The organism is Limnohabitans sp. (genome assembly GCF_031539175.1).
Lineage (GTDB): Bacteria > Pseudomonadota > Gammaproteobacteria > Burkholderiales > Burkholderiaceae_C > Limnohabitans.
The window spans coordinates 1-24,582 of the sequence record NZ_JAVKLQ010000019.1 but is presented as its reverse complement, the minus strand read 5'-3'; the positions used below and the strand labels follow the sequence as shown (position 1 = coordinate 24,582).

General features: G+C 58.3%; 22 protein-coding genes and 2 tRNA genes. 20 read left to right on the top strand and 4 right to left on the bottom strand.

The features are described from left to right. The first annotated feature begins 63 nt into the window (after nt 1-63). The 15 genes from RMS95_RS03710 (at nt 64) to RMS95_RS03640 (ending at nt 16,120) form a co-directional block, all read left to right on the top strand. Nucleotides 64-1,170: an alpha/beta hydrolase gene (locus RMS95_RS03710; RefSeq protein WP_310643704.1), complete on the top strand. Its 1,107-nt coding sequence runs from the start codon at nt 64-66 to the stop codon at nt 1,168-1,170. A gap of 237 nt (nt 1,171-1,407) precedes the next feature. Then, nucleotides 1,408-2,151 carry a LytTR family transcriptional regulator DNA-binding domain-containing protein gene (locus RMS95_RS03705; protein WP_310643702.1) on the top strand — a complete coding sequence of 248 codons (744 nt, stop codon included), beginning with the start codon at nt 1,408-1,410 and terminating at the stop codon, nt 2,149-2,151. Between the two features lie 238 nt (nt 2,152-2,389). Then, nucleotides 2,390-3,253, top strand: coding sequence for a xanthine dehydrogenase family protein subunit M (locus RMS95_RS03700; protein ID WP_310643700.1), 864 nt, complete (start codon nt 2,390-2,392; stop codon nt 3,251-3,253). A 17-nt stretch (nt 3,254-3,270) separates the two neighbouring features. Beyond that, nucleotides 3,271-3,756, top strand: coding sequence for a 2Fe-2S iron-sulfur cluster-binding protein (locus RMS95_RS03695; RefSeq protein ID WP_310643699.1), 486 nt, complete (start codon nt 3,271-3,273; stop codon nt 3,754-3,756). Nucleotides 3,757-3,785: 29 nt separating this feature from the next. Continuing rightward, nucleotides 3,786-6,197 (top strand): aerobic carbon-monoxide dehydrogenase large subunit, encoded by a 2,412-nt coding sequence (locus tag RMS95_RS03690; protein ID WP_310643697.1) that lies wholly within the window; start codon nt 3,786-3,788, stop codon nt 6,195-6,197. Between the two features lie 12 nt (nt 6,198-6,209). Then, nucleotides 6,210-6,854, top strand: coding sequence for an SRPBCC family protein (locus tag RMS95_RS03685; RefSeq protein WP_310643696.1), 645 nt, complete (start codon nt 6,210-6,212; stop codon nt 6,852-6,854). A gap of 2 nt (nt 6,855-6,856) precedes the next feature. Next, nucleotides 6,857-7,831 carry a MoxR family ATPase gene (locus tag RMS95_RS03680; RefSeq protein ID WP_310643694.1) on the top strand — a complete coding sequence of 325 codons (975 nt, stop codon included), beginning with the start codon at nt 6,857-6,859 and terminating at the stop codon, nt 7,829-7,831. A 35-nt stretch (nt 7,832-7,866) separates the two neighbouring features. Then, complete coding sequence (locus tag RMS95_RS03675) at nt 7,867-9,084, top strand: VWA domain-containing protein (RefSeq protein ID WP_310643691.1); 1,218 nt, start codon at nt 7,867-7,869, stop codon at nt 9,082-9,084. A gap of 84 nt (nt 9,085-9,168) precedes the next feature. Then, complete coding sequence (locus RMS95_RS03670; RefSeq protein ID WP_310643689.1) at nt 9,169-10,293, top strand: XdhC family protein; 1,125 nt, start codon at nt 9,169-9,171, stop codon at nt 10,291-10,293. 2 nt (nt 10,294-10,295) lie between these two features. Further along, entirely contained in the window at nt 10,296-10,976 is a 681-nt protein-coding gene (locus tag RMS95_RS03665) for a nucleotidyltransferase family protein (RefSeq protein ID WP_310643687.1), read from the top strand. A gap of 16 nt (nt 10,977-10,992) precedes the next feature. Further along, nucleotides 10,993-11,691, top strand: a complete 699-nt coding sequence (locus RMS95_RS03660; protein WP_310643685.1) for a TIGR02466 family protein — start codon at nt 10,993-10,995, stop codon at nt 11,689-11,691. Next, a complete protein-coding gene (locus RMS95_RS03655; RefSeq protein WP_310643683.1) occupies nt 11,684-12,901 on the top strand; it encodes a hypothetical protein in 1,218 nt (405 codons plus the stop codon). The genes RMS95_RS03660 and RMS95_RS03655 overlap by 8 nt, the downstream gene beginning before the upstream one ends. Before the next feature lie 187 nt (nt 12,902-13,088). After that, nucleotides 13,089-14,960 (top strand): radical SAM protein, encoded by a 1,872-nt coding sequence (locus RMS95_RS03650; protein ID WP_310643706.1) that lies wholly within the window; start codon nt 13,089-13,091, stop codon nt 14,958-14,960. A gap of 84 nt (nt 14,961-15,044) precedes the next feature. Continuing rightward, nucleotides 15,045-15,120 (top strand) — tRNA-Gly (locus RMS95_RS03645). A 64-nt stretch (nt 15,121-15,184) separates the two neighbouring features. After that, nucleotides 15,185-16,120: a DUF535 family protein gene (locus RMS95_RS03640; RefSeq protein WP_310643681.1), complete on the top strand. Its 936-nt coding sequence runs from the start codon at nt 15,185-15,187 to the stop codon at nt 16,118-16,120. Between the two features lie 50 nt (nt 16,121-16,170). On the opposite strand, the gene RMS95_RS03635 is transcribed toward RMS95_RS03640, so the two are convergent. Next, entirely contained in the window at nt 16,171-16,527 is a 357-nt protein-coding gene (locus RMS95_RS03635) for a hypothetical protein (protein WP_310643679.1), read from the bottom strand. A gap of 142 nt (nt 16,528-16,669) precedes the next feature. On the opposite strand from RMS95_RS03635, the gene RMS95_RS03630 reads away from it, so the two are divergent. After that, nucleotides 16,670-16,760: transfer RNA gene (locus tag RMS95_RS03630), tRNA-Leu, on the top strand. Nucleotides 16,761-16,791: 31 nt separating this feature from the next. Beyond that, on the top strand, nt 16,792-17,424 hold the full coding sequence (locus RMS95_RS03625) for a DUF6806 family protein (RefSeq protein ID WP_310643677.1): 633 nt from the start codon (nt 16,792-16,794) through the stop codon (nt 17,422-17,424). A gap of 150 nt (nt 17,425-17,574) precedes the next feature. Here the strand turns inward: RMS95_RS03625 and RMS95_RS03620 are convergent, their stop codons facing one another. The 3 genes from RMS95_RS03620 to ilvD all read right to left on the bottom strand — a co-directional run bounded on the left by RMS95_RS03620 (nt 17,575) and on the right by ilvD (nt 21,286). Then, nucleotides 17,575-19,125 carry a fumarate hydratase gene (locus RMS95_RS03620; protein WP_310643675.1) on the bottom strand — a complete coding sequence of 517 codons (1,551 nt, stop codon included), beginning with the start codon at nt 19,123-19,125 and terminating at the stop codon, nt 17,575-17,577. Nucleotides 19,126-19,268: 143 nt separating this feature from the next. Beyond that, nucleotides 19,269-19,574 carry a c-type cytochrome gene (locus tag RMS95_RS03615; protein WP_310643673.1) on the bottom strand — a complete coding sequence of 102 codons (306 nt, stop codon included), beginning with the start codon at nt 19,572-19,574 and terminating at the stop codon, nt 19,269-19,271. A gap of 17 nt (nt 19,575-19,591) precedes the next feature. After that, nucleotides 19,592-21,286 (bottom strand): dihydroxy-acid dehydratase, encoded by a 1,695-nt coding sequence (ilvD, locus tag RMS95_RS03610; RefSeq protein ID WP_310643671.1) that lies wholly within the window; start codon nt 21,284-21,286, stop codon nt 19,592-19,594. Between the two features lie 88 nt (nt 21,287-21,374). On the opposite strand from ilvD, the gene lgt reads away from it, so the two are divergent. The 3 genes from lgt (at nt 21,375) to RMS95_RS03595 (ending at nt 24,424) form a co-directional block, all read left to right on the top strand. Next, nucleotides 21,375-22,190 carry a prolipoprotein diacylglyceryl transferase gene (gene lgt / locus RMS95_RS03605; protein ID WP_310643669.1) on the top strand — a complete coding sequence of 272 codons (816 nt, stop codon included), beginning with the start codon at nt 21,375-21,377 and terminating at the stop codon, nt 22,188-22,190. A 107-nt stretch (nt 22,191-22,297) separates the two neighbouring features. Then, complete coding sequence (locus RMS95_RS03600; protein WP_310643667.1) at nt 22,298-22,969, top strand: GntR family transcriptional regulator; 672 nt, start codon at nt 22,298-22,300, stop codon at nt 22,967-22,969. Between the two features lie 21 nt (nt 22,970-22,990). Beyond that, the gene (locus RMS95_RS03595) at nt 22,991-24,424 is read left to right on the top strand and encodes a malonyl-CoA decarboxylase (protein ID WP_310643665.1); all 1,434 of its coding nucleotides are present in this window, start codon (nt 22,991-22,993) and stop codon (nt 24,422-24,424) included. The last annotated feature ends 158 nt before the right edge of the window (nt 24,425-24,582 follow it).

Below are 24,582 nucleotides of genomic sequence, written 5' to 3'. Positions count from 1 at the left end.
ATCGTTCTTCTCGGCTGAGGTGCTTGTACATTGGGCAATTTCGATTTGGCGGTTAAAGCGGCCATGATGCTCTCGCATCCTCAGCCACCTATAACCAGTTCATCTTTGTTGCACTTCGTCCTTGAATCCGCCACATTTAAATTTAAATCAATTGTCCCGTTACTTTTTCTTGCCATGGTGGGTTGTGCAACTCAACCAACGCAACTGCCCACATCTTTAGCCGCGCCAACTTACGATCAAGCAGAACCACTAGGGGTCGGGATGGAAGGGTGGATTTACCCTTATCCAGTGCAGCACCTTCAGTTTGAGCAACAAGGGCATTTGGTAAGAATGGCATACATGGATGTCCAGCCCAGCGTCAAACCCAACGGACGTGCTGTGATTCTGTTTCATGGCAAAAACTTTGGCGCTGACTATTGGGAAAACACCATTCGTACCCTGTCTGCGCAGGGCTACCGTGTGATTGCCCCTGACCAAATTGGTTTTGGCAAATCGTCCAAACCCGAGATTCGCTATAACTTTGCAGATTTAGCGGACAACAACGTGCGCTTGCTTGATCAACTGGGCGTGAGTCGCGTGGCTGTGGTAGCCAACAGCATGGGCGGCATGTTGGGCGTTCATTTTGCACGCAGACATCCGCAACGTGTGAGTGCATTGGTTTTGGAGAACCCGCTGGGCTTGGAGGAGTATGTGCCTGCAATTCCGAAGCAGGCCACTCAAAGTCTCCAAAAGCAGGAAATGGCACAAACGACGGACAGCTATCGCAGCTTCATCAAGAGCTATTTCAAGGATAACTACCGCCCAGAGTTTGAACGCTTTGTCGAGCAATTTTCGCGTGTGCAGCGCAGTTCGGAATACCCGCGTTATGCCTTTGTCTCAGCTTTGACATATCAAATGATTTATGAAGGCGCCACATACAACGAGCTGCCCAAACTAAAGTTGCCTGTGCTGTTGACGATCGGACAGCTTGACCGTACGGTCTTCGGCCGGCGCTTTGCTCCCCCCGATGTGGTTAAAGGCATGGGCTATTTCCCTCAACTCGGCAAGGATGCACAAAAGCGCATTCCTGACTCGATATTGATTGAGCTGGACAACGTAGGCCATGTTCCACATCTGGAGGCCCCCGAGCGTTTTCATTCGGCAGTTCTGCAGTTTCTTGCTTACAAATAGCCATCTAGTTGTGCATCGGATGCTGAGGCATCCCATACACATTTAGGGTGCAACGACACACTGTATTTACCCTTGTCTCCGCAATTACTAAAACGCAGGTTGCGTCTCCTGCCGTACAAATGGTCAGTGGCAAAATTAATAAGCATTTAAGCATCGCTTAAATCCTGCTCATGATCAGCCCGTCCCAAGAGGCGCGCAGCGAGCACCACTTGACCCAGTGTTCAGGAGACAAAAACGATGGATTCCAAGACGGCGCCCAATCCGGGTCTGTACGTGTTCGAAAAGTTCGAGGCAGGGGTCATTCACCTTGACGCGCAGCGCAACGTGCTGGCGATGAACGATTACGCGCGCAGGGTGTTGCCGGTCGACGAAAAGCAACCCTTCAACAAACTGGTGACGTCGTTCCACCCGGAGCGCTCCAAACCCAAGGTTAAGTTTCTGCTGGATGAGGCCTCAGGTTGTCCGATGGCCAACGCCGTGCCGATGACGATGATCATCAACATTCCAGAGCAAGTGTTGTTGATCAAGGTCAGTCGTTTGGCGAATGAGAAGGGCGATACCACCGGTTTCGCCTTAGTGTTTTATGACGTCACCCAAGTTGTGGGTCAAGAGCCACCCCTTGCTGAGATCCCGGCACGCAACATGCGCCTGTCGCGCATTCCGATGGTGGCCAACCAAAAGGTGGCTTTTGTGGACACCCAAGATGTGTTGTCGCTGGAGTCGCAAGCCCACTTCACCCGCGTGCTCACGCGCGATGGCTACCACTTTTGCAATCTGAGCATTGGTGATTTGGCCTTGCGCCTAGATCCTGCGCAGTTCATGCGGGTACACCGTTGCTTTATTGTCAATTTACAAGCAGTGCAAACCTTGGGTCGTGAGGGCGCGAAAACACATGTGGTTCTGAAAGGAAAAAACACCCAGCCTGTGCCGGTGTCGCGCGGCGAAGTCGGTCGTTTGCGCCAGGCCTTGGGTTTGACTTGATCATTTCTAGCGTTTTTAACCCGAATTCCTAGGGTATGTCCTAGTTCCTATTTTGATCAGGGAATTCCCTGATTGTGAAATATTAAATTTTTGTTCTATGCGTTTCGTGTGCGAAAAAGTGTATTTCGTGCGTTAAATCAACCCATGAATCGCATATCTGCCTATAACCTGTAGGTTGAGTGGGGCAATGGTTTGCATCAATACTATGTTTTGTTCTAGACAAAAACAGGAGACCTTGATGATTCCACCGCGTTTTGAATACCACGCGCCCAAGACCGTGGGTGAGGCCGTGGCCTTGCTCGGCCAGTTGGGCTCCGATGCCAAGTTGCTGGCGGGCGGCCACAGCCTGCTGCCCATGATGAAGCTGCGCTTTGCCCAGCCCGAACACCTGATCGACATCAACCGCATCCCCGAACTCAAGGGCATCCGTGAAGAGGGTGGCACCGTGGTGATCGGCGCGATGACGGTCGAAAACGACCTGATCACCTCGCCCATCCTGCAAGCCAAAGTGCCTTTGCTGTGCGAAGCGGCCAAGCTGATCGCTGACCCCCAAGTGCGCAACCGCGGCACGATCGGCGGCGACATCGCCCACGGCGACCCTGGCAACGACCATCCTGCGCTGTCCATCGTGATCGACGCCTCGTTTGTGCTGGAGGGCCCGAGCGGCCGCCGCACCGTGGCGGCTGATGGCTTTTTCCTCGGCACCTACATGACGCTGCTCGAAGAAAACGAAGTCATGTGCGAGATCCGCGTGCCCGCTTTCGCGGCTGGCACGGGCTACGCCTACGAAAAACTCAAGCGCAAGACCGGTGACTGGGCCACAGCCGGTTGCGCCGTGGTCATCCGCAAGTCGGGTGACCAGGTCAGCCATGTGCGCGTGGCCCTGACCAACGTGGCCCCAGCCGCCGTGCGCGTTGAAGCTGCCGAAGCCGCCTTGCTGAACAAGCCCTTCAATGCCGCCAATGTGCAAGCTGCCGTGGAAGCCGCCATTGCCGCCTGCGACCCCGCCGAAGACCTGCGTGGCGACGTGGAATACAAAACCGCCATGGCTGGCGAGATGGTCAAGCGCGCCCTGAACAAAGCCTGGTCGCGCTGCGCTTAAAGCATAAGGAAAACAACATGTCCAAAAAACTCGTCACCGTTTCCGTCAATGGCAAGAAAGAAGAAAAAGCCGTTGAGCCACGCACCCTGCTGATCCACTTCCTGCGCGAAGAACTCAACCTGACCGGCGCACACATTGGCTGTGAAACCAGCCATTGCGGCGCTTGCACCGTGGACATCGACGGCCGCTCGGTCAAGTCGTGCACCCACCTGGCCGTGCAGTGCGATGGCTCCGAAGTGCTCACCGTCGAAGGCCTGGCCAACAAAGGCGTCCTGCACGCCGTTCAAGAAGGCTTTTACAAAGAGCACGGCTTGCAATGCGGTTTTTGCACCCCCGGCATGCTGATGCGCGCCTACCGCTTCTTGCAAGAGAACCCCAGCCCGACCGAAGACGAAATTCGCCATGGCATGGCGGGCAACCTGTGCCGCTGCACCGGTTACCAGAACATCGTCAAAGCCGTCCAGTACGCCGCCAAAAAACTGCAAGAGCCCGTTGCGGCTTGATGCGACAAACCATTTGATCGGAGACACACATGAACGCACCGGTACAAACCGCTGAAGCCCGCGAACTCGCGCTGGCAGGCATGGGCGCATCGCGCCTGCGCAAGGAAGACGCCCGTTTCATCCAGGGCAAGGGCAACTACGTCGATGACATCAAGATGCCCGGCATGCTGCACATGGACATCGTGCGCAGCCCCATCGCCCACGGCCGCATCGTCAAAATCAACAAAGAAGCCGCGCTCGCCATCCCCGGTGTGCACGCCGTGTTGACAGCCGACGACTTGAAGCCCCTGAAATTGCACTGGATGCCCACTCTGGCGGGTGACGTGGCTGCTGTGCTGGCCGACGAGAAGGTCCACTTCCAGATGCAGGAAGTCGCCATCGTCATCGCCGACGACCGCTACATCGCCGCCGACGCGGTGGAAGCTGTTGAGATCGAATACGAAGAGCTGCCCGTGGTGCTCGACCCCTATGCCGCGCTGCAACCCGGTGCCCCCGTGATCCGTGAAGACCTCGCTGGCAAGACCGAAGGCGCACACGGCAAGCGCGACCACCACAACCACATCTTCACCTGGGATGCCGGTGACAAGTCGGCCGCCGACGCGGCTTTTGACAAGGCCGAAATCACCGTGTCGCAGCACATGCACTACCCCCGCGTGCACCCCTGCCCGCTGGAGACCTGCGGCTGCGTGGCCAGCTTCGACCCGATCAAGGGCGACCTGACCACCTTCATCACCTCGCAAGCCCCTCACGTGGTGCGCACCGTGGTGTCCATGCTGTCCGGCATTCCCGAGTCCAAAGTGCGCATCGTCAGCCCCGACATCGGTGGCGGCTTTGGCAACAAGGTCGGCATCTACCCCGGTTATGTCTGCGCCATCGTGGCCTCCATCGTGCTGGGCCGCCCCGTCAAGTGGGTCGAAGACCGCATCGAAAACATCTCGTCCACCGCCTTCGCCCGTGACTACCACATGGACGGCGAACTGGCTGCGACAGCCGACGGCAAGATCACCGGCCTGCGTGTGAACGTGGTGGCCGACCACGGCGCGTTCGACGCCTGTGCCGACCCGACCAAGTTCCCGGCTGGCATGTTCCACATCGTGTCAGGCAGCTACGACATTCCTGCGGCGCACGCCAGCGTCAAAGGCGTCTACACCAACAAGGCCCCCGGTGGCGTGGCGTACCGCTGCTCCTTCCGCGTGACCGAAGCGGTCTACCTGATCGAGCGCATGGTCGACGTGCTGGCCCAAAAGCTGGGCATGGACAAGGCCGAGATCCGCGCCAAAAACTTCGTCAAGAAAGAGCAGTTCCCCTACACCAGCGCCTTCGGTTTTGAATACGACTCGGGCGACTACCAGACCGCTCTCGACAAAGTGCTCGAAGCCGTGGACTACAAAGGCCTGCGCGCCGAGCAAGCGGCCAAGCGCGCCGACCCCAACAGCCCCACGCTGATGGGCATTGGCTTGGTCACCTTCACCGAAGTGGTGGGCGCTGGCCCATCCAAGATCTGCGACATCTTGGGTGTGGGCATGTTCGACTCGTGCGAAATCCGCATCCACCCCACCGGCAGCGCCATCGCCCGCATGGGCACGATCACGCAGGGCCAAGGTCACCAGACCACCTATGCGCAGATCATCGCCACCGAGCTGGGTATTCCGTCTGAAGTGATTCAGGTCGAAGAAGGCGACACCAGCACTGCGCCTTACGGCCTGGGCACTTACGGTTCGCGTTCCACCCCTGTGGCCGGTGCTGCCATCGCGCTGGCTGCCCGCAAGATCCACGCAAAAGCCCGCAAGATCGCCGCCCACATGCTCGAAGTCAACGAAAACGACCTCGACTGGGAAGTGGACCGCTTCAAAGTCAAGGGCGACGACAGCAAGTTCAAAACCATGGCCGATGTGGCCTGGCAGGCCTACCACCAGCCACCAGATGGCCTGGAGCCAGGCCTGGAAGCCGTGCACTACTACGACCCACCGAACTTCACCTTCCCCTTCGGCATCTACCTGTGCGTGGTGGACATCGACCGTGCGACGGGCGAGACCAAAATCCGCCGCTTCTACGCGCTGGACGACTGCGGCACCCGCATCAACCCGATGATCATCGACGGCCAGATCCACGGCGGTCTGACCGAAGGTTTTGCCGTGGCCATGGGCCAGCAAATGCCATTCGACGCACAGGGCAACCTGCTGGGCAACACGCTGATGGACTACTTCTTGCCCACCTTCGTGGAAACCCCGCACTGGGAAACCGACCACACCGTGACGCCTTCGCCTCACCACCCCCTGGGTGCCAAGGGCGTGGCCGAGTCGCCCCATGTAGGCTCGATCCCCACCTTCACCTCGGCCGTGGTCGATGCCTTCTCTCACCTGGGTGTCACGCACCTGGACATGCCGCACAACGCTTTCCGCACCTGGAAAGCGCTGCGCGAGCACGGCGCAGCTTTGTAATCAGGAACCATCATGGAAGTCAAACTCGACAAACAATACCCGCTCGATGTGGACGCGGCACGGGCCTGGGCCCTGCTGACCGACCTGAAGGCCACCGCCAACTGCATGCCCGGTGCCGAAATCACCGAGCAGCTGTCCGAGACCTCGTTCAAGGGCGGCGTCAAGGTCAAGGTCGGCCCGGCGGTCGCGCAGTTCGGCGGCACCGTGGACGTGATCGAAGCCGTGGCGGCCGAGCGCAAGATGGTCTTGCGCGGCAAGGGTGCCGACAAGGGCGGCTCGTCCGCCTCGATGGACCTGACCGCGATCATCACCGCCGACCCGGCCAACCCCGCGCATTGCGTGCTGAATGGTCAAGCCGCCGTGATCGTGAACGGCAAATTCGCCCAGTTCGGCGGCCGCATGATGGTGCAAGTCTCCGACATGCTGCTGGCGCAGTTTGTCGAAAACTTCCGCCAGACCGCGCTGACCTTGCCTGCGGCTGAGGGTTCGCCTGCGGCTGCTGCACAGGTGGCTGGAGCTGCTGCATCCGGTGGTGAGGCTGCGGCACCTGCTGCTGCGCCCAAGGCACCCGTGGTGGCCCGCGAGATCAACGGCCTGGCCATCTTCTGGGCCTTGGTCAAGAGCTGGTTTGGTGGCCTGCTGGGCAAGAAGGCCTGAGCATGACGACGCCAGACCAACCCGGACAACCCGCAGCTGAGGAGCGCTTGCTGCGCGAGCGGCTGCAGCGTGCGGGCTATCTGGCCGATGCCGACCTGGCCACCACCGTGTGGCTGGCGTCTGCCTTGCAGCGCCCGTTGTTGCTCGAAGGCGACGCGGGCGTGGGCAAGACGGCGCTGGCCACAGCGTTGGCCCAATCGCAAAACGCCACCCTGGTGCGCTTGCAATGCTTTGAAGGCCTGGACCTGGCGCAAGCCGCTTACGAGTGGAACTATGGCCGCCAGTTGATGGCGATCCGCATGAGCGAAGCCGCACAAAAAGGCGGCAGTCATGATGGCGCTGGCCGTGTGCGCGAGTCGGACGTGTTCAGCCGCGACTATTTGCTGGAGCGCCCCTTGCTGCGCGCCATCAGCCAGCAAGGCCCCTGCGTGCTGTTGATCGACGAGATCGACCGCGCCGACGAAGCCTTTGAAGCCTTCTTGCTCGAAGTGCTGGCCGAATACCAGATCACCGTGCCCGAGATCGGCACCATCCGCGCCACGCAGATTCCGCAGGTCATTCTGACCAGCAACGGCACGCGTGAATTGTCAGACGCGCTGCGCCGCCGCTGCTTGTACCACTACCTCGATTACCCGACGCTGGCGCGAGAGATCGCCATCGTCAAAGCCGCCTTGCCCGAGGTCGACACCCGGCTGGTCGAAGACGCTGTGCAGTTCGTGCAGCGCCTGCGCCGCGAAGACCTGGCCAAGATCCCCGGCATCGCCGAAACCCTGGACTGGGTGAACGCCCTGTTTCAGATGCGTCACCACAGCTTGCCCGAAGACATGTCGGCGGTGCTGGGCACTTTGGGCTGCCTGCTCAAGACCCGCGAAGACCGCTTTGTGATGGGCCCTGAACGCCTTCGCCAGTTGGTCGAAGGTCGCCGCACCGTGGGCGTGGCCGAAAACGCCAACGAGCAGGCCAAGGCGACGACATGACTGCCCTCAGTTTGAGCACCGAATGTTGATGCGGCATGCACGAACGCCACTTCATCCTTCCTGCTGGAACGACTGCCCAGAGCGCCACCACGCCCTCTGAGCGGTTGGCTGGTTTTGCCGCGCTGCTGCGCGAACACGGCCTGACGGTGGGCGTGGCCGAACAACAGGCCATGCTGCAAGCGGCCCAGTTTTTTGGCCCGCTGCACGAGCGCCCCTTGCAAGCCGCCTGGCGCGCGATTGCTTGCCACAGCCACCGCGAATGGCAGCTGTGGCCCGATGTGTACGAGCGCTTTTGGCACCCCGAAAAATTGCGCGGTGGCGTGAAGGTCAGCGGCCAGACCCGGCCCAGCCGCAACCTGCGCCAAAGCGTGCAGGCGCTGCACGACCAGATGGACGCGGCGCAACAACCGAACACCCAAGCCAACGGCCAGCAGGCCGCGCCCCAAACCGCAGGTGACTCCGCATCGAGCCAGCATGACGAACAGGGCAGCGGCACGACCCGCGCCCAGGGCGGAGCCAGCCGCACCGAAGCCCTGCACCAGCGCGATGGACAGATGTGGATGCCGCAAGAGCTGAGCGCCCTGCAACAACTGGCCCGCCAGATTACCGCCAAACTGCAGCCGCACCCCACCCGCCGCTGGCGCGTGGCCCCACGCGGTCAACGGCTGGATTTGCGCCAGACCCTGCGCCGCAGCGTGGCCTGGGGTGGTGAGTTGATGCAGCCGGCCTGGAAAGTCAAACGCGTCGAGCCGCCGCGCCTGTTCATCCTGGCCGATGTGAGCCGCTCGATGGAATCACATGCTGCCTTGTTTTTGCGCGTGGCCCGCGCTTTTGCTTTGGAGGCCGATGCCCGTGTGTTTGTGTTTCACACCCGCTTGGCCGAAGTCACGCCCTACATGCACCGCGATACGCCCGCCATTCAGGAAAAAGTGAACGCCGTGACGGCGGGCTTTGGTGGTGGCACCCGCATCGCCGCCAGCTTGCAAGAGTTTGCCCGCCAGCACGCCCGCGCCCAGCTCAACCGGGGCGCACGCGTGTGGGTGTTCTCGGACGGTTTTGACACCGACGGGCCGGACCTGCTGGATGCCGCCTTGCAGGAAGTGCGCGCACGCGGTGCCCGCATCACCTGGTTTCACCCCACGCGCCAGGTGCCCGCAGCGGGTGCCTTGCAGCGTGCCAGAAGCCGCATAGAACGTTTTGTGCCGCTGGCCAGCTTGGCCGATTTGGCCGCTGCCCGACATGTGCTGCATTGAACGCATGAAGACGATTGAATTGAAAAGTCCATTGAGGACCGAACGAATCACCGAACAAAGTACCGAACAGTGAAGGAAAGCCCCATGAACCGCAATGAATGGATCACCCAAGCCGCCCGCTTGCAAGCCGCCGACCAGCCTTTCGCGCTGGTCACAGTGCTGAGTGCCCAAGCGCCCACCTCGGGCAAAGCCGGCGACAAAGCGGTGGTCACGCCGGACGGTCAAATCCATGGCTGGATCGGCGGTGGTTGCGCCCAACCTGCGGTCATCAAGACCGTGCGCCGCGCTTTGCTGGACGGCCAGCCGCGCAAGATCCGTATCTCTCCGTCGGACGAAAGCGCCGAGCGCGATCTGGGCGATGTGCTCGAATTCGGCATGGCTTGCCACTCGGGCGGGACGCTCGAATTGTTCATCGACCCGGTCATGCCCTCGGCCATGTTGACCGTGGTGGGTGACTCGCCCGTAGCCCGTGCGCTGGTGGGCCTGGCCCCCCGCGTGGGCCTGCGCGTGGCGGTGGTGGCGCACGGCGCGCAAGCGGCTGATTTTCCCGATGCCGACACGGTGCTGGACAGCGACGACGTGTCGCAAGTGAGCGCTCGACTGTCTTCGCCTTTTGTGGTTGTGGCCACGCAAGGCCGCCGTGATGTGCAGGGCCTCAAAGCCGCGCTGGCTTTGCAGCCGCAAGGCCTGTGGTTTGTGGCCAGTGCGCGCAAGGCCGAGGTGTTGCTGCAAAGCCTGGTGACCAGCGGCGAAGACCCGGCCGCTGTGGCCCGTATCGTGGCCCCGGCGGGCGCGATCATCGGCGCGCAGACACCCGAAGAAATTGCTTTGTCGGTGCTGACCTCCGTCGTGGCGGCGCGGCGCGGACGTGAATCCTTGGTGCCTGCGACTCTAGCTGCTTTGGCTGCCCCCATGGCTTCTTTCGTGTCGACTGCAACGCAGTCATCGGTTGCAGCTTCTGCGGCTGTTTCGTCTTCTTGCTGTTCTACAACTGTGAAAAGTCAGGACATTTCGGACAGTGCATCTACCGAGCCGGAAAAGCCCAAGGCCGTTGCGCCGGTGGCGGGGACCAGCAGTTGCTGCGGTGGGGCCAAAAAGGTCGCCGCCACGGCGACCGAATCCAGTGTCGTCTCGACCCGGACAGCCGAGCCCGTGTTGGCCCCTGTTGCTGTGGCAGCATCGGCCAAATCTTCTTGCTGTGGGGGCTGATCATGGGTTGCATTCTCAAAGGTGGTGGGGGCTTGTACAGCCGCGTCACCGTGGGCGCGGTGTTGTTGGCGGCGGGCTCGGCCTCGCGCATGGGCTACCGCCCCAAAAGCCTGCTCGAGCTGGGCGGTGTGCCGCTCATTCGCCGCCAGCTGATCGCGCTGTCGGGTGCGGGGGTCGACGAAGTCGTGGTGGTGCTGGGCCACTACGCCGACCGCATCGAAGAGGCGGTCAAAGAGTTCCCGGTCACGCTGGTGCGCAACCCTGATCCGGACGCCGGGCAGATTTCTTCGCTGCGCCTGGGCCTGCAAGCCTTGTCGCCCAAACTCGATGCGGTGCTGGTGGCGCTGGCCGACCAGCCGCTGATCAATTCACAAGACATCAACGACCTGATCGGGGCCTACAAAAAGCGGCCTGAGGGCGCACAAGTGGTGCAGCCCACGGTCGATGGTCTGCCGGGCAACCCGGTCATGTTCAGCGCCGAAGTGCGCGACCAAATTTTGGAGGGCGATGCCAACGTGGGCTGCCGTCAATGGCAGTCGGCCAATCCCGAACAAGTCCACCCCTGGGCCACGACCAACACCCGTTACCGCACCGATGTGGACACGCTCGAAGACATCGAAGCGCTGGCCGCACGCACCGGGCATCGGCTGAAGTGGCCGGCGGATTTGATGGTCACCGCCTGACCCGGACCTGCGCACCATGATCCAGCCCGACCCGCTCCACCAGCTTTGGCACACGCCCATCGGCGTGCACCGCTTCGCGCAAGCCGATGCGGTCAACGAGGTGTTGGTGCGGGTGTTTCAAACCATGCGCGCCACGGACCCCGCCGTGTCGGGTGAGCCCAAAGCTTTTTACGCCAGCCGCGACGATTTGCTGCAACGCATCCGTGTGGCGGAGTGGGAACAGTTGGTGCGCTTCATCGTGGACAGCGTGCGCCAGACGGTGGTGCTGGCTAACCAGGGTGCCTGGCCCGAGGCCAAGCCGGGCTTTCAGATCGCGCTGCGCGGCATCTGGTTTCAGGTCTCCAGCCAGGGCAGCCACCACGATGTGCACACCCACGGCAACTGTTCGTGGTCGGGCGTGTATTGCCTGCAAGTGGACCCGCCCGAACAGCGCCGCCAGCACCCGGTGCTGGGTGCGGCCAATGGCGTGACGCGGTTTTATGGCCCGCACTTCAACCGGCTGGGCGGCGCGGCCATGGATTTTGGCAACGCTTATTTGCAAAACGTGCACCTCGACATCGAACCGGTGCCGGGCCAGCTGGTGGTGTTCCCTTCATGGCTGGCGCACCAGGCCATGCCCTACCACGGCACGGCCGACCGGGTGATCGTGTCTTTTAATGTGAGCGTGCATGCAGCAGGCGGCTCGGACCAGTTGCACGGGTATGCGCATGTCTGATGCTTCGCGCCTGACACGATCTAAGACTGCAGAGCATGGTTTGCGTTCCGATGCCGGACATGCGTGGCTCTCTCATACGGGAGAGGTGGCGCAGTGGACAAACCAGCTGCTGGCTTGGCTTTGGCTGGGACAACAGGGCCAGCGCCTCGGTTGGTCATTGGCCAGTGGGGTGCTGGCAGTCGCCGTCTGGTGGGCGGCGCGGGTGCTATGCCGGGGTACGTCTTGGGCGTTTCGCTGTCCTTCGGTCGTCGTGGGCTTGTTGGGGGCTCTGACGGCTTTGGGGGTGGTTGGGCTGGGTTGGGTGGGTGCTTCTGCGGGGGCTTGGGTGCATGCCAGCTTGCTGGCGTTGGCTTTGGTGTGGGGTGTGTGGACGGCCCTGATCGAAACGCGCAGCCAAGTCAGCTCATTCCAGTCCGGGCGCATGGCGTGGCCACCGGTTTTGGCCGCAGCTTTGCTGGGCTTGGGCTGGCTCGGGTGGCGTGGGTTGGATGTCGGTGTCGGTGTCGGTGTCGGAGATCATGTCGTGTTGACCCGTGGCGTGGGTTTCTTGCTGGCGCTGTCCGCCGCTGTGCTGTACGCCAGAGACCGCCGTCCCGCAGGTCGGGCACGCGTTTGCGCCGGTGCGGTTGCTGCACCACAGACCCTGTTGGCCCCTTCGGCCATGGGTTTGATGATGGGCACGCTGTGGCTGGGTCATGACTGGTGCATGGGTGCAGGTTGGAGCACGGCTCAGGTCGTGACCACGCATGTCGCGTTGATGGCGGGTTTGCCCGCGCTGACGGCAGCGGTCTTGAACGGGGCGCTGCGCGTGCGACCCGGGTTGGGGCTTTCGCCAGCCGCGCAAGAAATGTCGGGCCTGGTCTTGATGGCGCTGGGTGCCCTGATGTGGCTGGGCGACAGCACGGCCTACGGCGTGCTGGCCATGCTGCTGCCTTCCATGGCTTGGGCGTTGCACTGCAACCGCACGCGTGCGGTGCCCGTTTCAGCGTTGCAAATTTCCCAGCAGATGAACCACCCCCATGTTCAGCGTGGCTTGGCCGTTTGTCTCGGACCGGTGTTGCTGGTCTGGGTGGGTCTGGCCAGTGCCGAGCAAGGGCCATCTGCCATGCAATGGGCACTGTCAGTGTTGGGCGCCTTGGCGGCGATTTGTTGGGTCAACAAAAGCAGCGATTTCTTTGCTGCGAAGCTGAAGTTCGAACACCTCGGTTGAAGGCGTTGAAGGCCGCTTGCTTTGGGGCCGTTGCTGTGGATGACTGTGGGCTGACCGTTGAGCTGCTCAACGATAATGCGAGCACTTTTATTTTTGTCCAACGCCCACCGTGAATTTGACTTCTATCCAAGTTGCTGGCGCTTTGGCTCCAAAGACTGCATTCCGTGTGTTGAGCCTCATCCCGCCGATGACACAGCTCAACACGCCTTACCCGTCCACGGCGTATCTCACGGGTTTTTTGCGTGCACAACAGGTCGATGCGGTGCAGGACGATTTGGCGTTGGCGCTGGTACTGGCGCTGTTCACACCAGGTGGTTTGGTGCAAGTGCGCGATCGAGCTTTGGCCTTGCCCGAAGCTGAGCGCAGTGCATCGGTCAACTATTTTCTAGATTTCTTTTCTCGCTACCACGGCACCATTGCGCCGACGATTGCCCTTTTGCAAGGGCGTGATTCCACCTTGAGTCATCGCATTGCGGGACGTGGTTTTTTGCCCGAAGGCCCGCGTTTCGCTGCTTTGGATGCGTACGAGGACGATGGCAGCGGCGACCCCTTGGCGTGGGCATTTGGGGCTTTGGGGCAACAAGATCGTGCGCGGCATTTGGCCACCTTGTATTTGAATGATTTGGCCGATGTGTTGCGTGACGCCGTGGATTCGCGCTTTGAGTTTGTCCGTTACGCGGAGTCGTTGGCGGGCAGTCAGGCAACTTTTGAGCCCTTGGCGCAAGCACTGGCCGCGCCTGAAACCTTGGTGGATGAGGTGCTCCAAAGCTTGACCTTGGCCGCGATGGCCAAGCATCAGCCGCAGTTGGTGCTGTTGTCGGTGCCGTTTCCGGGGGCGGTGTATGCCGCGCTGCGGATTGCACAAACGATCAAGCGTCATCACCCTGAAGTGCGCATTGCCATGGGCGGCGGGTTTGTAAATACCGAATTGCGTGAGTTGACCGATCCGCGGCTGTTTGATTTTGTCGACTTCATCACACTTGACGCGGGCGAGAGGCCCTTGCTCGCGTTGTTAGAGCATTTGCACGGCAAGCGCAGTGCGCAGCGTTTGGTGCGTACCTTCATTCGCAGCGATGACCACCAAGTGCGTTTGATGAACTGGGCCGAGCCTGATGTGCCTTTTGAAGACGTGGGCACACCCACGTGGGACGGCTTGCCCCTGAATCGCTATTTGTCTCTGTTGGACATGCTCAACCCGATGCACCGTTTGTGGAGCGATGGGCGTTGGAACAAGTTGACCGTGGCGCACGGTTGTTATTGGAAAAAATGCAGTTTTTGTGACGTGAGTTTGGACTACATCTCGCGCTACGAAACGGCGTCTGCCAGCACCTTGGTGGACCGCATTGAACGCATCGTGGCCGAAACCGGGCAGACAGGGTTTCACTTTGTGGATGAAGCTGCACCGCCCAAAGCCTTGAAAGCTTTGGCCGAAGAGTTGCTGCGTCGCCAAATTCAAATTTCTTGGTGGGGCAACATTCGCTTTGAAAAAACCTTCACGCCGGAATTGGCCGAGTTGTTGGCTGAGAGTGGTTGCATCGCCATGTCCGGCGGTTTGGAAGTCGCCTCAGACCGCTTGTTGCAGTTGATGAAAAAAGGCGTTTCTGTGGAGCAGGTGGCACGCGTGACCAAAAGCTTTTCAGACGCGGGTGTTTTGGTGCACGCTTACTTGATGTACGGTTTTCCAACGCAAACGCTGCAAGACACCGTGGATGCGTTGGAATATGTGCGCCAGCTCTTTGAGAATGGTTGTATCCAAAGCGGTTTCTTTCACCGCTTTGCTTGCACCGTGCATTCGCCCGTGGGCAAAGACCCTGATGCGTATGGCATTCAATTGGTGCCACTGCCCGATGTGAGTTTTGCGAAGAATGATATTGGTTTTGTCGACCCCACTGGCACGGATCACGACACGTTAGGGTTGGGTTTGAAAAAGGCGATTTATAACTTCATGCACGGCATTGGCTTGGAGCAGGATGTGCGCAGTTGGTTCCCACTGCCCAAGGGGCAATGTCCAAAGTCCACAGTAGGGCGCAACCGGATTGCGAAAGCTTTGGGCGCTTGACGCATTTGTGAAATATTTCAAGCTTGCGGCTGTAAAGTAGATAAAAACCCTTTATACTTTGGCCTTCGTTAAATACGAAGCAATGCGGGAATAGCTCAGTTGGTAGAGCGCAACCTTGCCAAGGTTGAGGTCGCGAGTTCGAGTCTCGTTTCCCGCTCCAATTACAGAGCCTCTGAAACTTAGTTTCAGAGGCTTTTTTGTTCGTGCTTACATAATTTATTCAAATGATCAAGATGACTCCGCGGCCCTACAAAGCTACGGCACTTTTTCGCCTGCTTGACGACGGCCATGGTGGCTGGTTACAAACGGCGAAGCGTCATCTCAAATTCAACATACGTCACTGGTTGTGTCGCCGAAAACTAGCGCAGATTCGCCAGTACTTTGATGCGCGCGATTTGAGGGGGGTGATGACCCACCATGATCTGCCAATGATGTTGAGACCTATGCGCTCTTACCTCTGGCGCTCACTCAATGCACAAAAGCGAACCGATGCGATGTTGTCGCATTTTGATTGGCTGACAACGCATATTTCAGCACCCGTTATCCGAGATTTTTACGCACAGGGCATCATCGAGCTTTACACCCAAGAATGTGCTGAAGGGGTGATCAGCATCGATTTACAGCCCGGGCGTGCATTGGGTCGTGAAGGTGAGATGGAGTTGCATCTCAAGCTCAACAAGATCACAGTCATGAAAGCCGCGTTGAGTGTGTTGGCGCATACGCATTTGCGAGGCGGCCACCCGGGTGACATGTTGGTGATTGGCAATATTCAAGGTCAACGCCAAGCGCAGCAAGAAATCAAAGTGGTCACGCAGCGGCTAGAGCGCACACGGCCGCACAATATTTTGTTGACCGCTTTTCAGGCGCTGGTCTCAGGTTGGCGACTGACGGATCTTTTGGGTGTTGCAGACCATGAGCATGCGTACTCGGGTTATCGCAGTCTGTCGCGTCGGGTCGGCCAAAACTACGATGCCATTTGGAAAGAGTTGGGTGCTGAGGTGTTGGTCGGAAAATCTCACTGGCGCCTGCCGATGGAATGGGTACCGCGTTCGGAGCAAGACGTGGCCTCTAGCAAGCGTTCACAGTTGCGTCGAAAAAATGAAATTCGACAAAAAATCTTTGACCAAGTTGCTGCGCGTGCCGCCGCACTGTTTAAGTAAAAAAGCCTGCGTTTGAGCAGGCTTTTTGTTGGACGGCTGCAAAGCTATGCTTATTTTTTGGGTGCCGTTCCGCCGCTCTTGACGCATTCATCCATTGTTTTAAATTCTGTGAACTTCTTGGTGCGTTCGTAGCTGGGGCTCGTTTTGTCATGACAAATGCCAGACTCAGACTTTTTGACCATGCTCTCGGCAGCGGCGGTTTGTCCGTTGGGAGCACGGCCTCCTGTTTTCACGCACTCATCCATGGAGGTGAAGGCGGTGAATTTTTTGGTGCTGGTGAATGAGGCGCTGGACTTGTCGTGACAAATACCCGAGTCTGATTTTTTAACGACGGGTTCTGCCGAGGGTGCAGCTTTGGGCTCTGCGGCTTGACTTAGGCTCAGACTGAGACCCAGAAAAAGACCCATTGAAATTTTTAAAGTGTTTGAATTCACGATGCTTCTCCGTTGTGAGTAAATAAATATAGCGCATCCATATGTCAATCAACATGCACGTATCCCCGAGAGTCACCATGGCTTGACGTAAAATGAACGTCACGTCAAAGACACCGCCCGAGTGGTGAAATAGGTAGACACAAGAGACTTAAAATCTCTCGCTTTCCGTAAGGGGCGTACCGGTTCGATTCCGGTCTCGGGCACCATCCATTTAGACTGCAAAGAAGGAGTTTCGTCATGGCACGTTACAACGCCGCGTATGAAATTCACGTTCACGGGGAGGTCTCACTTCGAGCCGATGTGGACCTTGCTCAACTACAAGACGCTTTGCGCCCCCTTTGGAAATATGCTGGATCGTCTTCTCTGCAAGACGGTGCAACCAGCGCCTACCCCGAAGAGCCCGGTATTCGTTTTGATGCACAAGCCCACATGTTGCAAATGTGCTGGACGGTGCCAGGCGATGATGACTTTCGTCAATGCTTGGACGAAATGTGCATGAGCTTGAACGAACTGACTGCTGCAGGCGCTGCCATTGAAGTTACTTTCTACGACAACGACTTTGACGAAGAAGACGAAACCCGTGGACAAGATTCACGCGACGACTTCGTGATGCTGTTCGTCGGCCCCACACCTGCCGACATCATGCAGGCGCAGCGTGACATGTTGATCAACGATGTGGTGCATCTGATGGAGCGCCATTTTGATGGTGCTGAGTTGGGTGGTGTGGTGAATGAAATTGACAAACTGTTTTCACAGCGCTTTGACAATTTGGTGAACTCATTGGATTTAGGTCGTCCACCCCGTGGGTCTGGTGGCAATGGTCACGGCGGTTCGGGGCATGGTGGACGCAAGCCGCGTCATTTGCATTGAACGAAATCAGAACATGGCTTAACGCCAGCTAGACTCAAACAAAAACCGCTGGTGCTATTCAAAGCTCCAGCGGTTTTTTTTATAGGTCTACGTGTGAAAGTGTGCAACTTGGCCAGCTGGCCAAGTTGCATCTTTTGATGCTTTTACAGCTTAACCCGCCTTCACACCAATGCCTTTGAACTCGCCTGTGGCAATGCGTTTTTCCCACTCGGCTGGACCGGTGATGTGGGCGCTCGTGCCGCCAGAGTCAACGGCGACCGTCACGGGCATGTCGACCACGTCGAATTCATAAATGGCTTCCATCCCGAGGTCCGCAAAACCCACCACTTTGGCGTGCTTGATGGCTTTGGACACGAGGTACGCTGCGCCGCCCACTGCCATGAGGTAAGCCGACTTGTGCTTCTTGATCGCTTCAATGGCCGTCGGGCCGCGTTCGGCTTTACCCACCATCGAGATCAAACCGGTTTGCGACAGCATCATCTCGGTGAACTTGTCCATGCGGGTCGCGGTCGTTGGGCCTGCTGGGCCAACCACCTCGTCGCGCACGGGGTCCACAGGGCCCACGTAGTAAATGACGCGGTTGGTGAAGTCCACAGGTAACTTCTCGCCCTTGGCCAGCATGTCTTGAATGCGTTTGTGCGCAGCATCACGGCCTGTGAGCATCTTGCCGTTGAGCAAAATGGTTTGGCCTGGCTTCCAGCTCGCCACTTCTTCTTTGGTGAGGGTGTTGAGGTCTACACGCTTGCTCTTTTGTGTGTCGGGTGTCCAGTTCACATCGGGCCACAGGTCCAACGATGGCGCTTCCAAATACACGGGGCCAGAACCGTCCATCACAAAGTGGGCGTGGCGCGTCGCCGCACAGTTAGGAATCATCGCAATCGGCTTGCTGGCCGCATGCGTGGGGTACATCTTGATCTTCACGTCGAGCACGGTGGTCAAGCCGCCCAAGCCTTGCGCACCAATGCCAAGTGCGTTGACCTTGTGGTACAGCTCCAAGCGCAGTTCTTCGACTTGAGTGAGCTTCTCGCCTTTGCTAGATTTCTCCAGCAACTGGTACATGTCGAGGTCGTCCATCAAGCTTTCTTTGGCCATGAGCACCGCTTTTTCAGCCGTGCCGCCAATGCCAATGCCCAACATACCAGGTGGGCACCATCCTGCGCCCATCGTTGGAACAGTTTTCAGCACCCAATCCACCACGCTATCGCTGGGGTTGAGCATGTACATCTTCGACTTGTTCTCGCTGCCGCCGCCTTTGGCTGCCACGGTCACATCGACTTTGTTGCCAGGCACGATTTGCGTGAAGATCACAGCAGGCGTGTTGTCTTTGGTGTTTTTACGGGCGAACTGAGGGTCGTCCACCACCGAGGCACGCAGCATGTTGTCGGCAAAGTTGTAGCCACGGCGTACCCCTTCGTTGATGGCGTCCTCCAAGCTGCCTGTGAACCCTTCCCAGCGCACGTCCATGCCCACTTTCAAGAACACGTTCACGATGCCGGTGTCTTGGCAAATCGGGCGGTGGCCGAAGGCACTCATTTTGCTGTTGGTCAAGATTTGCGCGATGGCGTCTTTGGCTGCGGGGCTTTGCTCGCGCTCGTAGGCGCTGGCCAAGTGGCTGATGAAATCGGCAGGGTGGTAGTAGCTGATGTATTGCAGTGCAGCAGCGACCGATTCGATCAAATCGTTTTGGCGGATGGTGGTCATGTTCAGGGTCCTGGAAAGGGCTTGGTGACAGAGATAAAAACAACGACAGAGTTTACTCAATACCCCTGTCGCAAGGCTTGCAGCTGTCGCCTATAAAAAAACCCGCTGGGTGAGCAGCGGGTTGGTGTCGATCGTTGAGGCGATCACTTGATCGTCAAGATCCAAGCGGCCAATTTGTGGGCTTCTGCATCGTTGACTTGCGTGTTGGCAGGCATGGGGATAGGGCCCCATACGCCAGCACCACCTTTTTGAATTTTGGTTGCCAGTTTGTCAACGGCTGTTTTGTCGGCCGCATATTTGGCTGCTACATCCTTGTAGGACGGGCCGACCAGTTTTTTGTCGAGTGCATGGCAGGCCATGCAGTTCTTTGACGTTGCCAGCGCTTGGTCAGCAAACGCGGGGCTCAACAACGTGGTGGCAGAAATCAGAACCAACAAAGTGCGTTTCATAAGGATCTCCTCGATGTTCAATAGTCGTCCAACACAGCGCCCTTGCTGGCGCTCGATGCATTGAAGGCAAATTTGGCCTGCACACCGCGCACGTAACGTGGCGCAGGGGCTTTCCAGCCTTCTTTGCGTTTGGCCAGCGTGGCCTCGTCGACGTTGAGTTGCAACAGCAATTGACGCGCATCGATGGTGATCGAGTCACCTTCGTTGACGAATGCAATGTTGCCACCCGCTGCCGCTTCAGGCGCCACGTGACCCACCACCATGCCCCAAGTACCGCCCGAGAAGCGACCGTCGGTGATGAGGCCCACACTCTCGCCCAAGCCCGCGCCAATCAGGGCGCCTGTGGGGGCCAACATTTCAGGCATGCCGGGGCCGCCTTTGGGGCCGAGGTAGCGCAAGACCATCACGTCGCCCGCCACAATCTTGCCGTCCAAAATGGCCTGCAGGGCGGATTGTTCGTCATCAAACACGCGTGCTGGGCCGGTGATGACAGGGTTTTTCAAGCCCGTGATTTTGGCGACGGCACCTTCGGGTGACAAATTGCCTTTGAGAATGGCCAAGTGGCCTTCGGCATACATCGGGTTGCTGATCGGGCGGATGACATCTTGGTCGGCGCGAGGGGCGTCTGGGATGTCTTTCAAGTTCTCGGCCACGGTCTTGCCAGTGATGGTCATGCAACTGCCGTCGAGCAAGCCAGCCGTCAACAAGGTTTTCATCACTTGGGGAATGCCGCCAGCGCGGTGCAAGTCAACGGCCAAGTATTTGCCGCTGGGCTTCAAGTCACAAATCACGGGTACTTTGCGGCGCACACGCTCGAAGTCGTCGATGGACCAGTCCACACCAGCAGCGTGGGCGATGGCCAAAAAGTGCAGCACGGCGTTGGTTGATCCGCCGGTGGCCATGATGACGGCCACAGCGTTTTCCAACGAGGCTTTGGTCACGATGTCGCGTGGCTTCAGGTCTTTTTTGACCGCTTCGATCAGCACCTTGGCGGACTCTTGGGCCGAGTTGAGCTTTTCGTCGTGTGGGTTCGCCATGGTGGACGAGTAGGGCAGTGACAGGCCCAAGGCTTCGAAGGCCGAAGACATGGTGTTGGCCGTGTACATACCACCGCATGAGCCGGTGCCTGGAATGGCACGTTGTTCGATTTGTTTGAGGTCTTCGTCGCTCATGTTGCCCGCGGCGTTTTGGCCCACGGCTTCAAACACGCTGACGATGTTCAGGTCTTCACCTTTGTAGTGACCGGGCAAGATGGTGCCGCCGTACACATAGATTGCGGGCACGTTGGCGCGCAACATGCCCATCATGCCGCCGGGCATGTTCTTGTCACAGCCGCCGACCACCAGCACGCCGTCCATCCATTGGCCTTGCACGCAGGTCTCGATGCAGTCCGAAATCACTTCGCGGCTGACCAGTGAGTACTTCATGCCCTCAGTGCCCATGGCCATGCCGTCGGAAATCGTGGGTGTACCGAAGATTTGCGCGTTACCGCCAGCGGCCTCAATCGCGTCCACCGCTGCGTCAGCCAGCTTTTGCAAACCGCTGTTGCAGGGGGTGATGGTGCTGTGACCGTTGGCCACGCCGATCATGGGCTTGGAGAAATCGCTTTCCACGTAGCCCATGCCGTAATACATGGAGCGGTTAGGAGCGCGGGACTTGCCCTCGGTGATGTTGGCCGAGCGACGGTTGATCTTGATGGTTTTAATGTCCATGTTGACTCTGTAATTTGGTTAAGCCTCAAGTTTAACTGCGGCTGTTGGTGCTGCTGCGTCACCTTCGCGCAGGGCACAATCACCCGCTATGTTGCTGCACCCCACGATTGATCCTGTTGCCCTGCAATTGGGCCCTTTGGCCATCCATTGGTATGGCTTGACTTACTTGGCCGCCTTCGCGCTGTTTATGGGGCTGGCCCAGTTGCGTTTGCGACAAGCACCTTATGCGCACTTGTTCGCGCAAGGGCTGTGGTCCAAGCAAGACATTGAAGATTTGCTGTTTTATGGCGTGGTTGGCGTGGTGTTGGGCGGACGTATGGGGTATTGCTTGTTTTACAAGCCCGTTTATTACGCAGCACATCCGTTGGAGGTTTTTGCGGTTTGGCAAGGCGGCATGAGTTTTCATGGCGGCATGCTGGGGGTGATTTCTGCCATGGCTGTGTTTGCGTGGCAGCGCCAAAGGGCTTGGTTTTTGGTGACCGACTTCATTGCACCCTGCGTACCGACGGGGTTGGCAGCAGGCCGCGTGGGTAACTTTATCAATGGTGAGTTATGGGGCAGGGCGGCTGACCCATTCTTGCCTTGGGCGATGGCGTTTCCACAAAGTGGCAGCTTGGTGCCGCGTCATCCCTCGCAGGTCTATCAATTCTTGGGCGAAGGGCTGTTGCTGTTTGTGGTGATGTGGCTCTACGCCCGCAAGCCTCGGGCCGTGGGGGCGGTGTCTGGCGTCTTTTTGATCGGGTACGGCAGCCTTCGGTTCATGGCCGAGTATTTCCGCGAGCCCGACGCACACTTAGGCCTGTTGGCCTTGGGGCTGAGCATGGGCCAATGGTTGTGCGTGCCCATGGTGGTGCTGGGTTTGATCATTTGGTGGCGAGCCGTTCGTCACCGCACAAACAGCTGATTTTTCACCGGTTTTAAGGGAAAGTCCTAGCGTTTTACCTCGCAAGCATGGGCGTTTGGCTTTCATAATTACACGTAATTACGGGAAATTACGAGCAAACCCACACCATGCGTCCACTTGTCAACTCATTGCACGATGACGTCGCCTCACGGCTACGTGCTGCCATCTTTGATGGGCAATTGACGCCTGGTAATTTCATCGATGAAGCGGCCTTGTGTACCCAATGGTCGATTTCACGCACCCCACTGCGTGAAGCGCTCAAAGTGCTGACGGCCGAAGGTTTGGTTCGTCATGAGCCACGCCGTGGCTGTTTCGTGAGCGAAGTCACCGAACAAGATTTGGACGACATCTTTCCAGTCATTGCGCTTTTAGAAGGGCGTTGTGCCTTTGAAGCCACCCGCCACGCCAGTGAGGCGGATGTGCGCGTGCTGTCGCAATGGCATGAGCGCTTGGCAAGTCATGCCCAAGCTGGGCGCATCAATGATTATTACGAGGCGAATTACGCCATCCATGAGGCCATCATTCAATTGGCCAATAACAAATGGTTGGCTCAATCCATCGCAGATTTGCGCAAGATTTTGAAGTTGGCTCGGCTGCAGCAATTGCATGCACCAGGGCGCTTGACGCAAAGTTTGACGGAGCACATGGCTGTGTTTGAGGCGTTGAAAGCACGCAATGCCGAGGCCGCCGAACAAGCCATGCGACACCACTTGCTGCAACAACGTGAAGCCTTGCGCGACTTAACACGCAGCCAAAGCTTGGTTGGTTTGACCGCTTGAGAGATTTGAAGAAAGAAACCCATGACTGCGACATCTTGGCTCAACAGCAAATTGAACGTATTGCGTAATTCGGCCCTTGCTGCTGAAGCGCCGAAAGAAGAGAACCGTTCTACACGCGAGCGCCTAGACGCTACGCTGCGTCAGAAGAAGGAGGCCTTATCGCCTCGCTCTTTGCGCCGCACATTGGCCGAGTTGCAGGCCGTGGTTGATCCGCGTGTGAGCGAAGTCGAAGGCGGTCGTCGCGCCAAAGCGCTGGCCGATTGGTACGCCAAGGCCAGTGTGGATGAGCGTCAAGACTTGTGGTTGTTGATCAGTGAGCAGTTTGGTCCCGATGCCGTCAAGGTTCGCGCCGCGCGTGATGATTACGACGCAGCGCTTGGCACGGCAGACGAAGGATCGGCTGAAATTCGTCTGCGCCGTGCCTTGGTTTCACCGCGCACCCGTTTGTTGCAACGCTTTGCGGCCTACCCCGGTGGCATGCGGTTTTTGGTGGATCTGCGCGCTGAATTGTTACCTCAACTCAAAGGCAACAAGCGCTTGCTGGCGCTCGATGCCGAGTTAGAGAATTTGTTCTCGACTTGGTTCGATGTCGCGTTTTTAGAGCTACGCACCATCAGCTGGGATTCCCCCGCCTCGTTGATTGAAAAACTCATCAAATACGAAGCGGTGCACGACATTCGCAGCTGGGCCGACTTGAAAAACCGCCTCGACAGCGACCGTCGTTGCTATGGCTTCTTTCACCCCAGCTTGCCCAATGAGCCGTTGATTTTTGTGGAAGTCGCCTTGCTCAACGAGATGGCTGACAACATCATGCCGTTGTTGGACGAAAGCGCTGCCCCTGAAGATTTGCAAAAGTCCAGCGTGGCTATTTTTTACTCCATCAGCAACACCCAAGGCGGCTTGAAAGGCGTGAGCTTTGGCGACTCCTTGATCAAGCGCGTGGTCGAGACCTTGCGGGCCGAGTTCCCTAAACTCAAGACTTTCGCCACTTTGTCGCCCATCCCTGGTTTGCGTCCTTGGCTGATGCGTCAGCTGCCTGAGTTGTTGGCGCACTTGAACGACAAAGAGCTGTCGGCCTTGGGGCGTGAGTTGAGTTTCGAGCCGCCTACCGCCACCCATGTGTTGGCGGCCATTGAGCAGCCTTTGGTGTTGAGCGCCTTGTCGGTCAAGTCACCCTTGCGTTTGTTTTTGACTCGTAGCGCAGCGCAATATTTGGGGCAAAGCCGCCAAGGCGAGCAAGTGCTCGACCCTGTGGCGCGCTTCCATTTGGGCAATGGTGCCCGCATCGAACGCATCAACTGGTTTGCCGATCCGTCCACCAAAGGCGTCAAGCAGTCGCACGGCTTGATGGTCAACTATCTCTACGATTTAAAGCGCTTGGACAAGCACCGTCACATGCTCGAAAACGGCGAGGCTCCCGCTTCTAGCGATGTGCAAGCCCTGTATTTCAAATAAGTTGTGCGCATTATTAAAACGGCGGATTCAAGGACGAAGTGCAACACGCTTTAACGAGGCATGGAATACCTCGTGAGGTGTCTTGAATCCTAGTCGCTTTCTGGGGCGATGATTCAATCGGTTTTCAATCATAGTCAATTCCTCATCCGTCACGGTTT

Excerpts from the sequence above, each read along its gene's own strand:
- RMS95_RS03710 (WP_310643704.1), top strand. The coding sequence starts at position 64 with ATGATGCTCTCGCATCCTCAGCCACCTATAACCAGTTCATCTTTGTTG.
- RMS95_RS03705 (WP_310643702.1), top strand. The coding sequence starts at position 1,408 with ATGGATTCCAAGACGGCGCCCAATCCGGGTCTGTACGTGTTCGAAAAG.
- RMS95_RS03700 (WP_310643700.1), top strand. The coding sequence starts at position 2,390 with ATGATTCCACCGCGTTTTGAATACCACGCGCCCAAGACCGTGGGTGAG.
- RMS95_RS03695 (WP_310643699.1), top strand. The coding sequence starts at position 3,271 with ATGTCCAAAAAACTCGTCACCGTTTCCGTCAATGGCAAGAAAGAAGAA.
- RMS95_RS03690 (WP_310643697.1), top strand. The coding sequence starts at position 3,786 with ATGAACGCACCGGTACAAACCGCTGAAGCCCGCGAACTCGCGCTGGCA.
- RMS95_RS03685 (WP_310643696.1), top strand. The coding sequence starts at position 6,210 with ATGGAAGTCAAACTCGACAAACAATACCCGCTCGATGTGGACGCGGCA.
- RMS95_RS03680 (WP_310643694.1), top strand. The coding sequence starts at position 6,857 with ATGACGACGCCAGACCAACCCGGACAACCCGCAGCTGAGGAGCGCTTG.
- RMS95_RS03675 (WP_310643691.1), top strand. The coding sequence starts at position 7,867 with ATGCACGAACGCCACTTCATCCTTCCTGCTGGAACGACTGCCCAGAGC.
- RMS95_RS03670 (WP_310643689.1), top strand. The coding sequence starts at position 9,169 with ATGAACCGCAATGAATGGATCACCCAAGCCGCCCGCTTGCAAGCCGCC.
- RMS95_RS03665 (WP_310643687.1), top strand. The coding sequence starts at position 10,296 with ATGGGTTGCATTCTCAAAGGTGGTGGGGGCTTGTACAGCCGCGTCACC.
- RMS95_RS03660 (WP_310643685.1), top strand. The coding sequence starts at position 10,993 with ATGATCCAGCCCGACCCGCTCCACCAGCTTTGGCACACGCCCATCGGC.
- RMS95_RS03655 (WP_310643683.1), top strand. The coding sequence starts at position 11,684 with ATGTCTGATGCTTCGCGCCTGACACGATCTAAGACTGCAGAGCATGGT.
- RMS95_RS03650 (WP_310643706.1), top strand. The coding sequence starts at position 13,089 with ATGACACAGCTCAACACGCCTTACCCGTCCACGGCGTATCTCACGGGT.
- RMS95_RS03640 (WP_310643681.1), top strand. The coding sequence starts at position 15,185 with ATGATCAAGATGACTCCGCGGCCCTACAAAGCTACGGCACTTTTTCGC.
- RMS95_RS03635 (WP_310643679.1), bottom strand. The coding sequence starts at position 16,527 with ATGGGTCTTTTTCTGGGTCTCAGTCTGAGCCTAAGTCAAGCCGCAGAG.
- RMS95_RS03625 (WP_310643677.1), top strand. The coding sequence starts at position 16,792 with ATGGCACGTTACAACGCCGCGTATGAAATTCACGTTCACGGGGAGGTC.
- RMS95_RS03620 (WP_310643675.1), bottom strand. The coding sequence starts at position 19,125 with ATGACCACCATCCGCCAAAACGATTTGATCGAATCGGTCGCTGCTGCA.
- RMS95_RS03615 (WP_310643673.1), bottom strand. The coding sequence starts at position 19,574 with ATGAAACGCACTTTGTTGGTTCTGATTTCTGCCACCACGTTGTTGAGC.
- ilvD (WP_310643671.1), bottom strand. The coding sequence starts at position 21,286 with ATGGACATTAAAACCATCAAGATCAACCGTCGCTCGGCCAACATCACC.
- lgt (WP_310643669.1), top strand. The coding sequence starts at position 21,375 with ATGTTGCTGCACCCCACGATTGATCCTGTTGCCCTGCAATTGGGCCCT.
- RMS95_RS03600 (WP_310643667.1), top strand. The coding sequence starts at position 22,298 with ATGCGTCCACTTGTCAACTCATTGCACGATGACGTCGCCTCACGGCTA.
- RMS95_RS03595 (WP_310643665.1), top strand. The coding sequence starts at position 22,991 with ATGACTGCGACATCTTGGCTCAACAGCAAATTGAACGTATTGCGTAAT.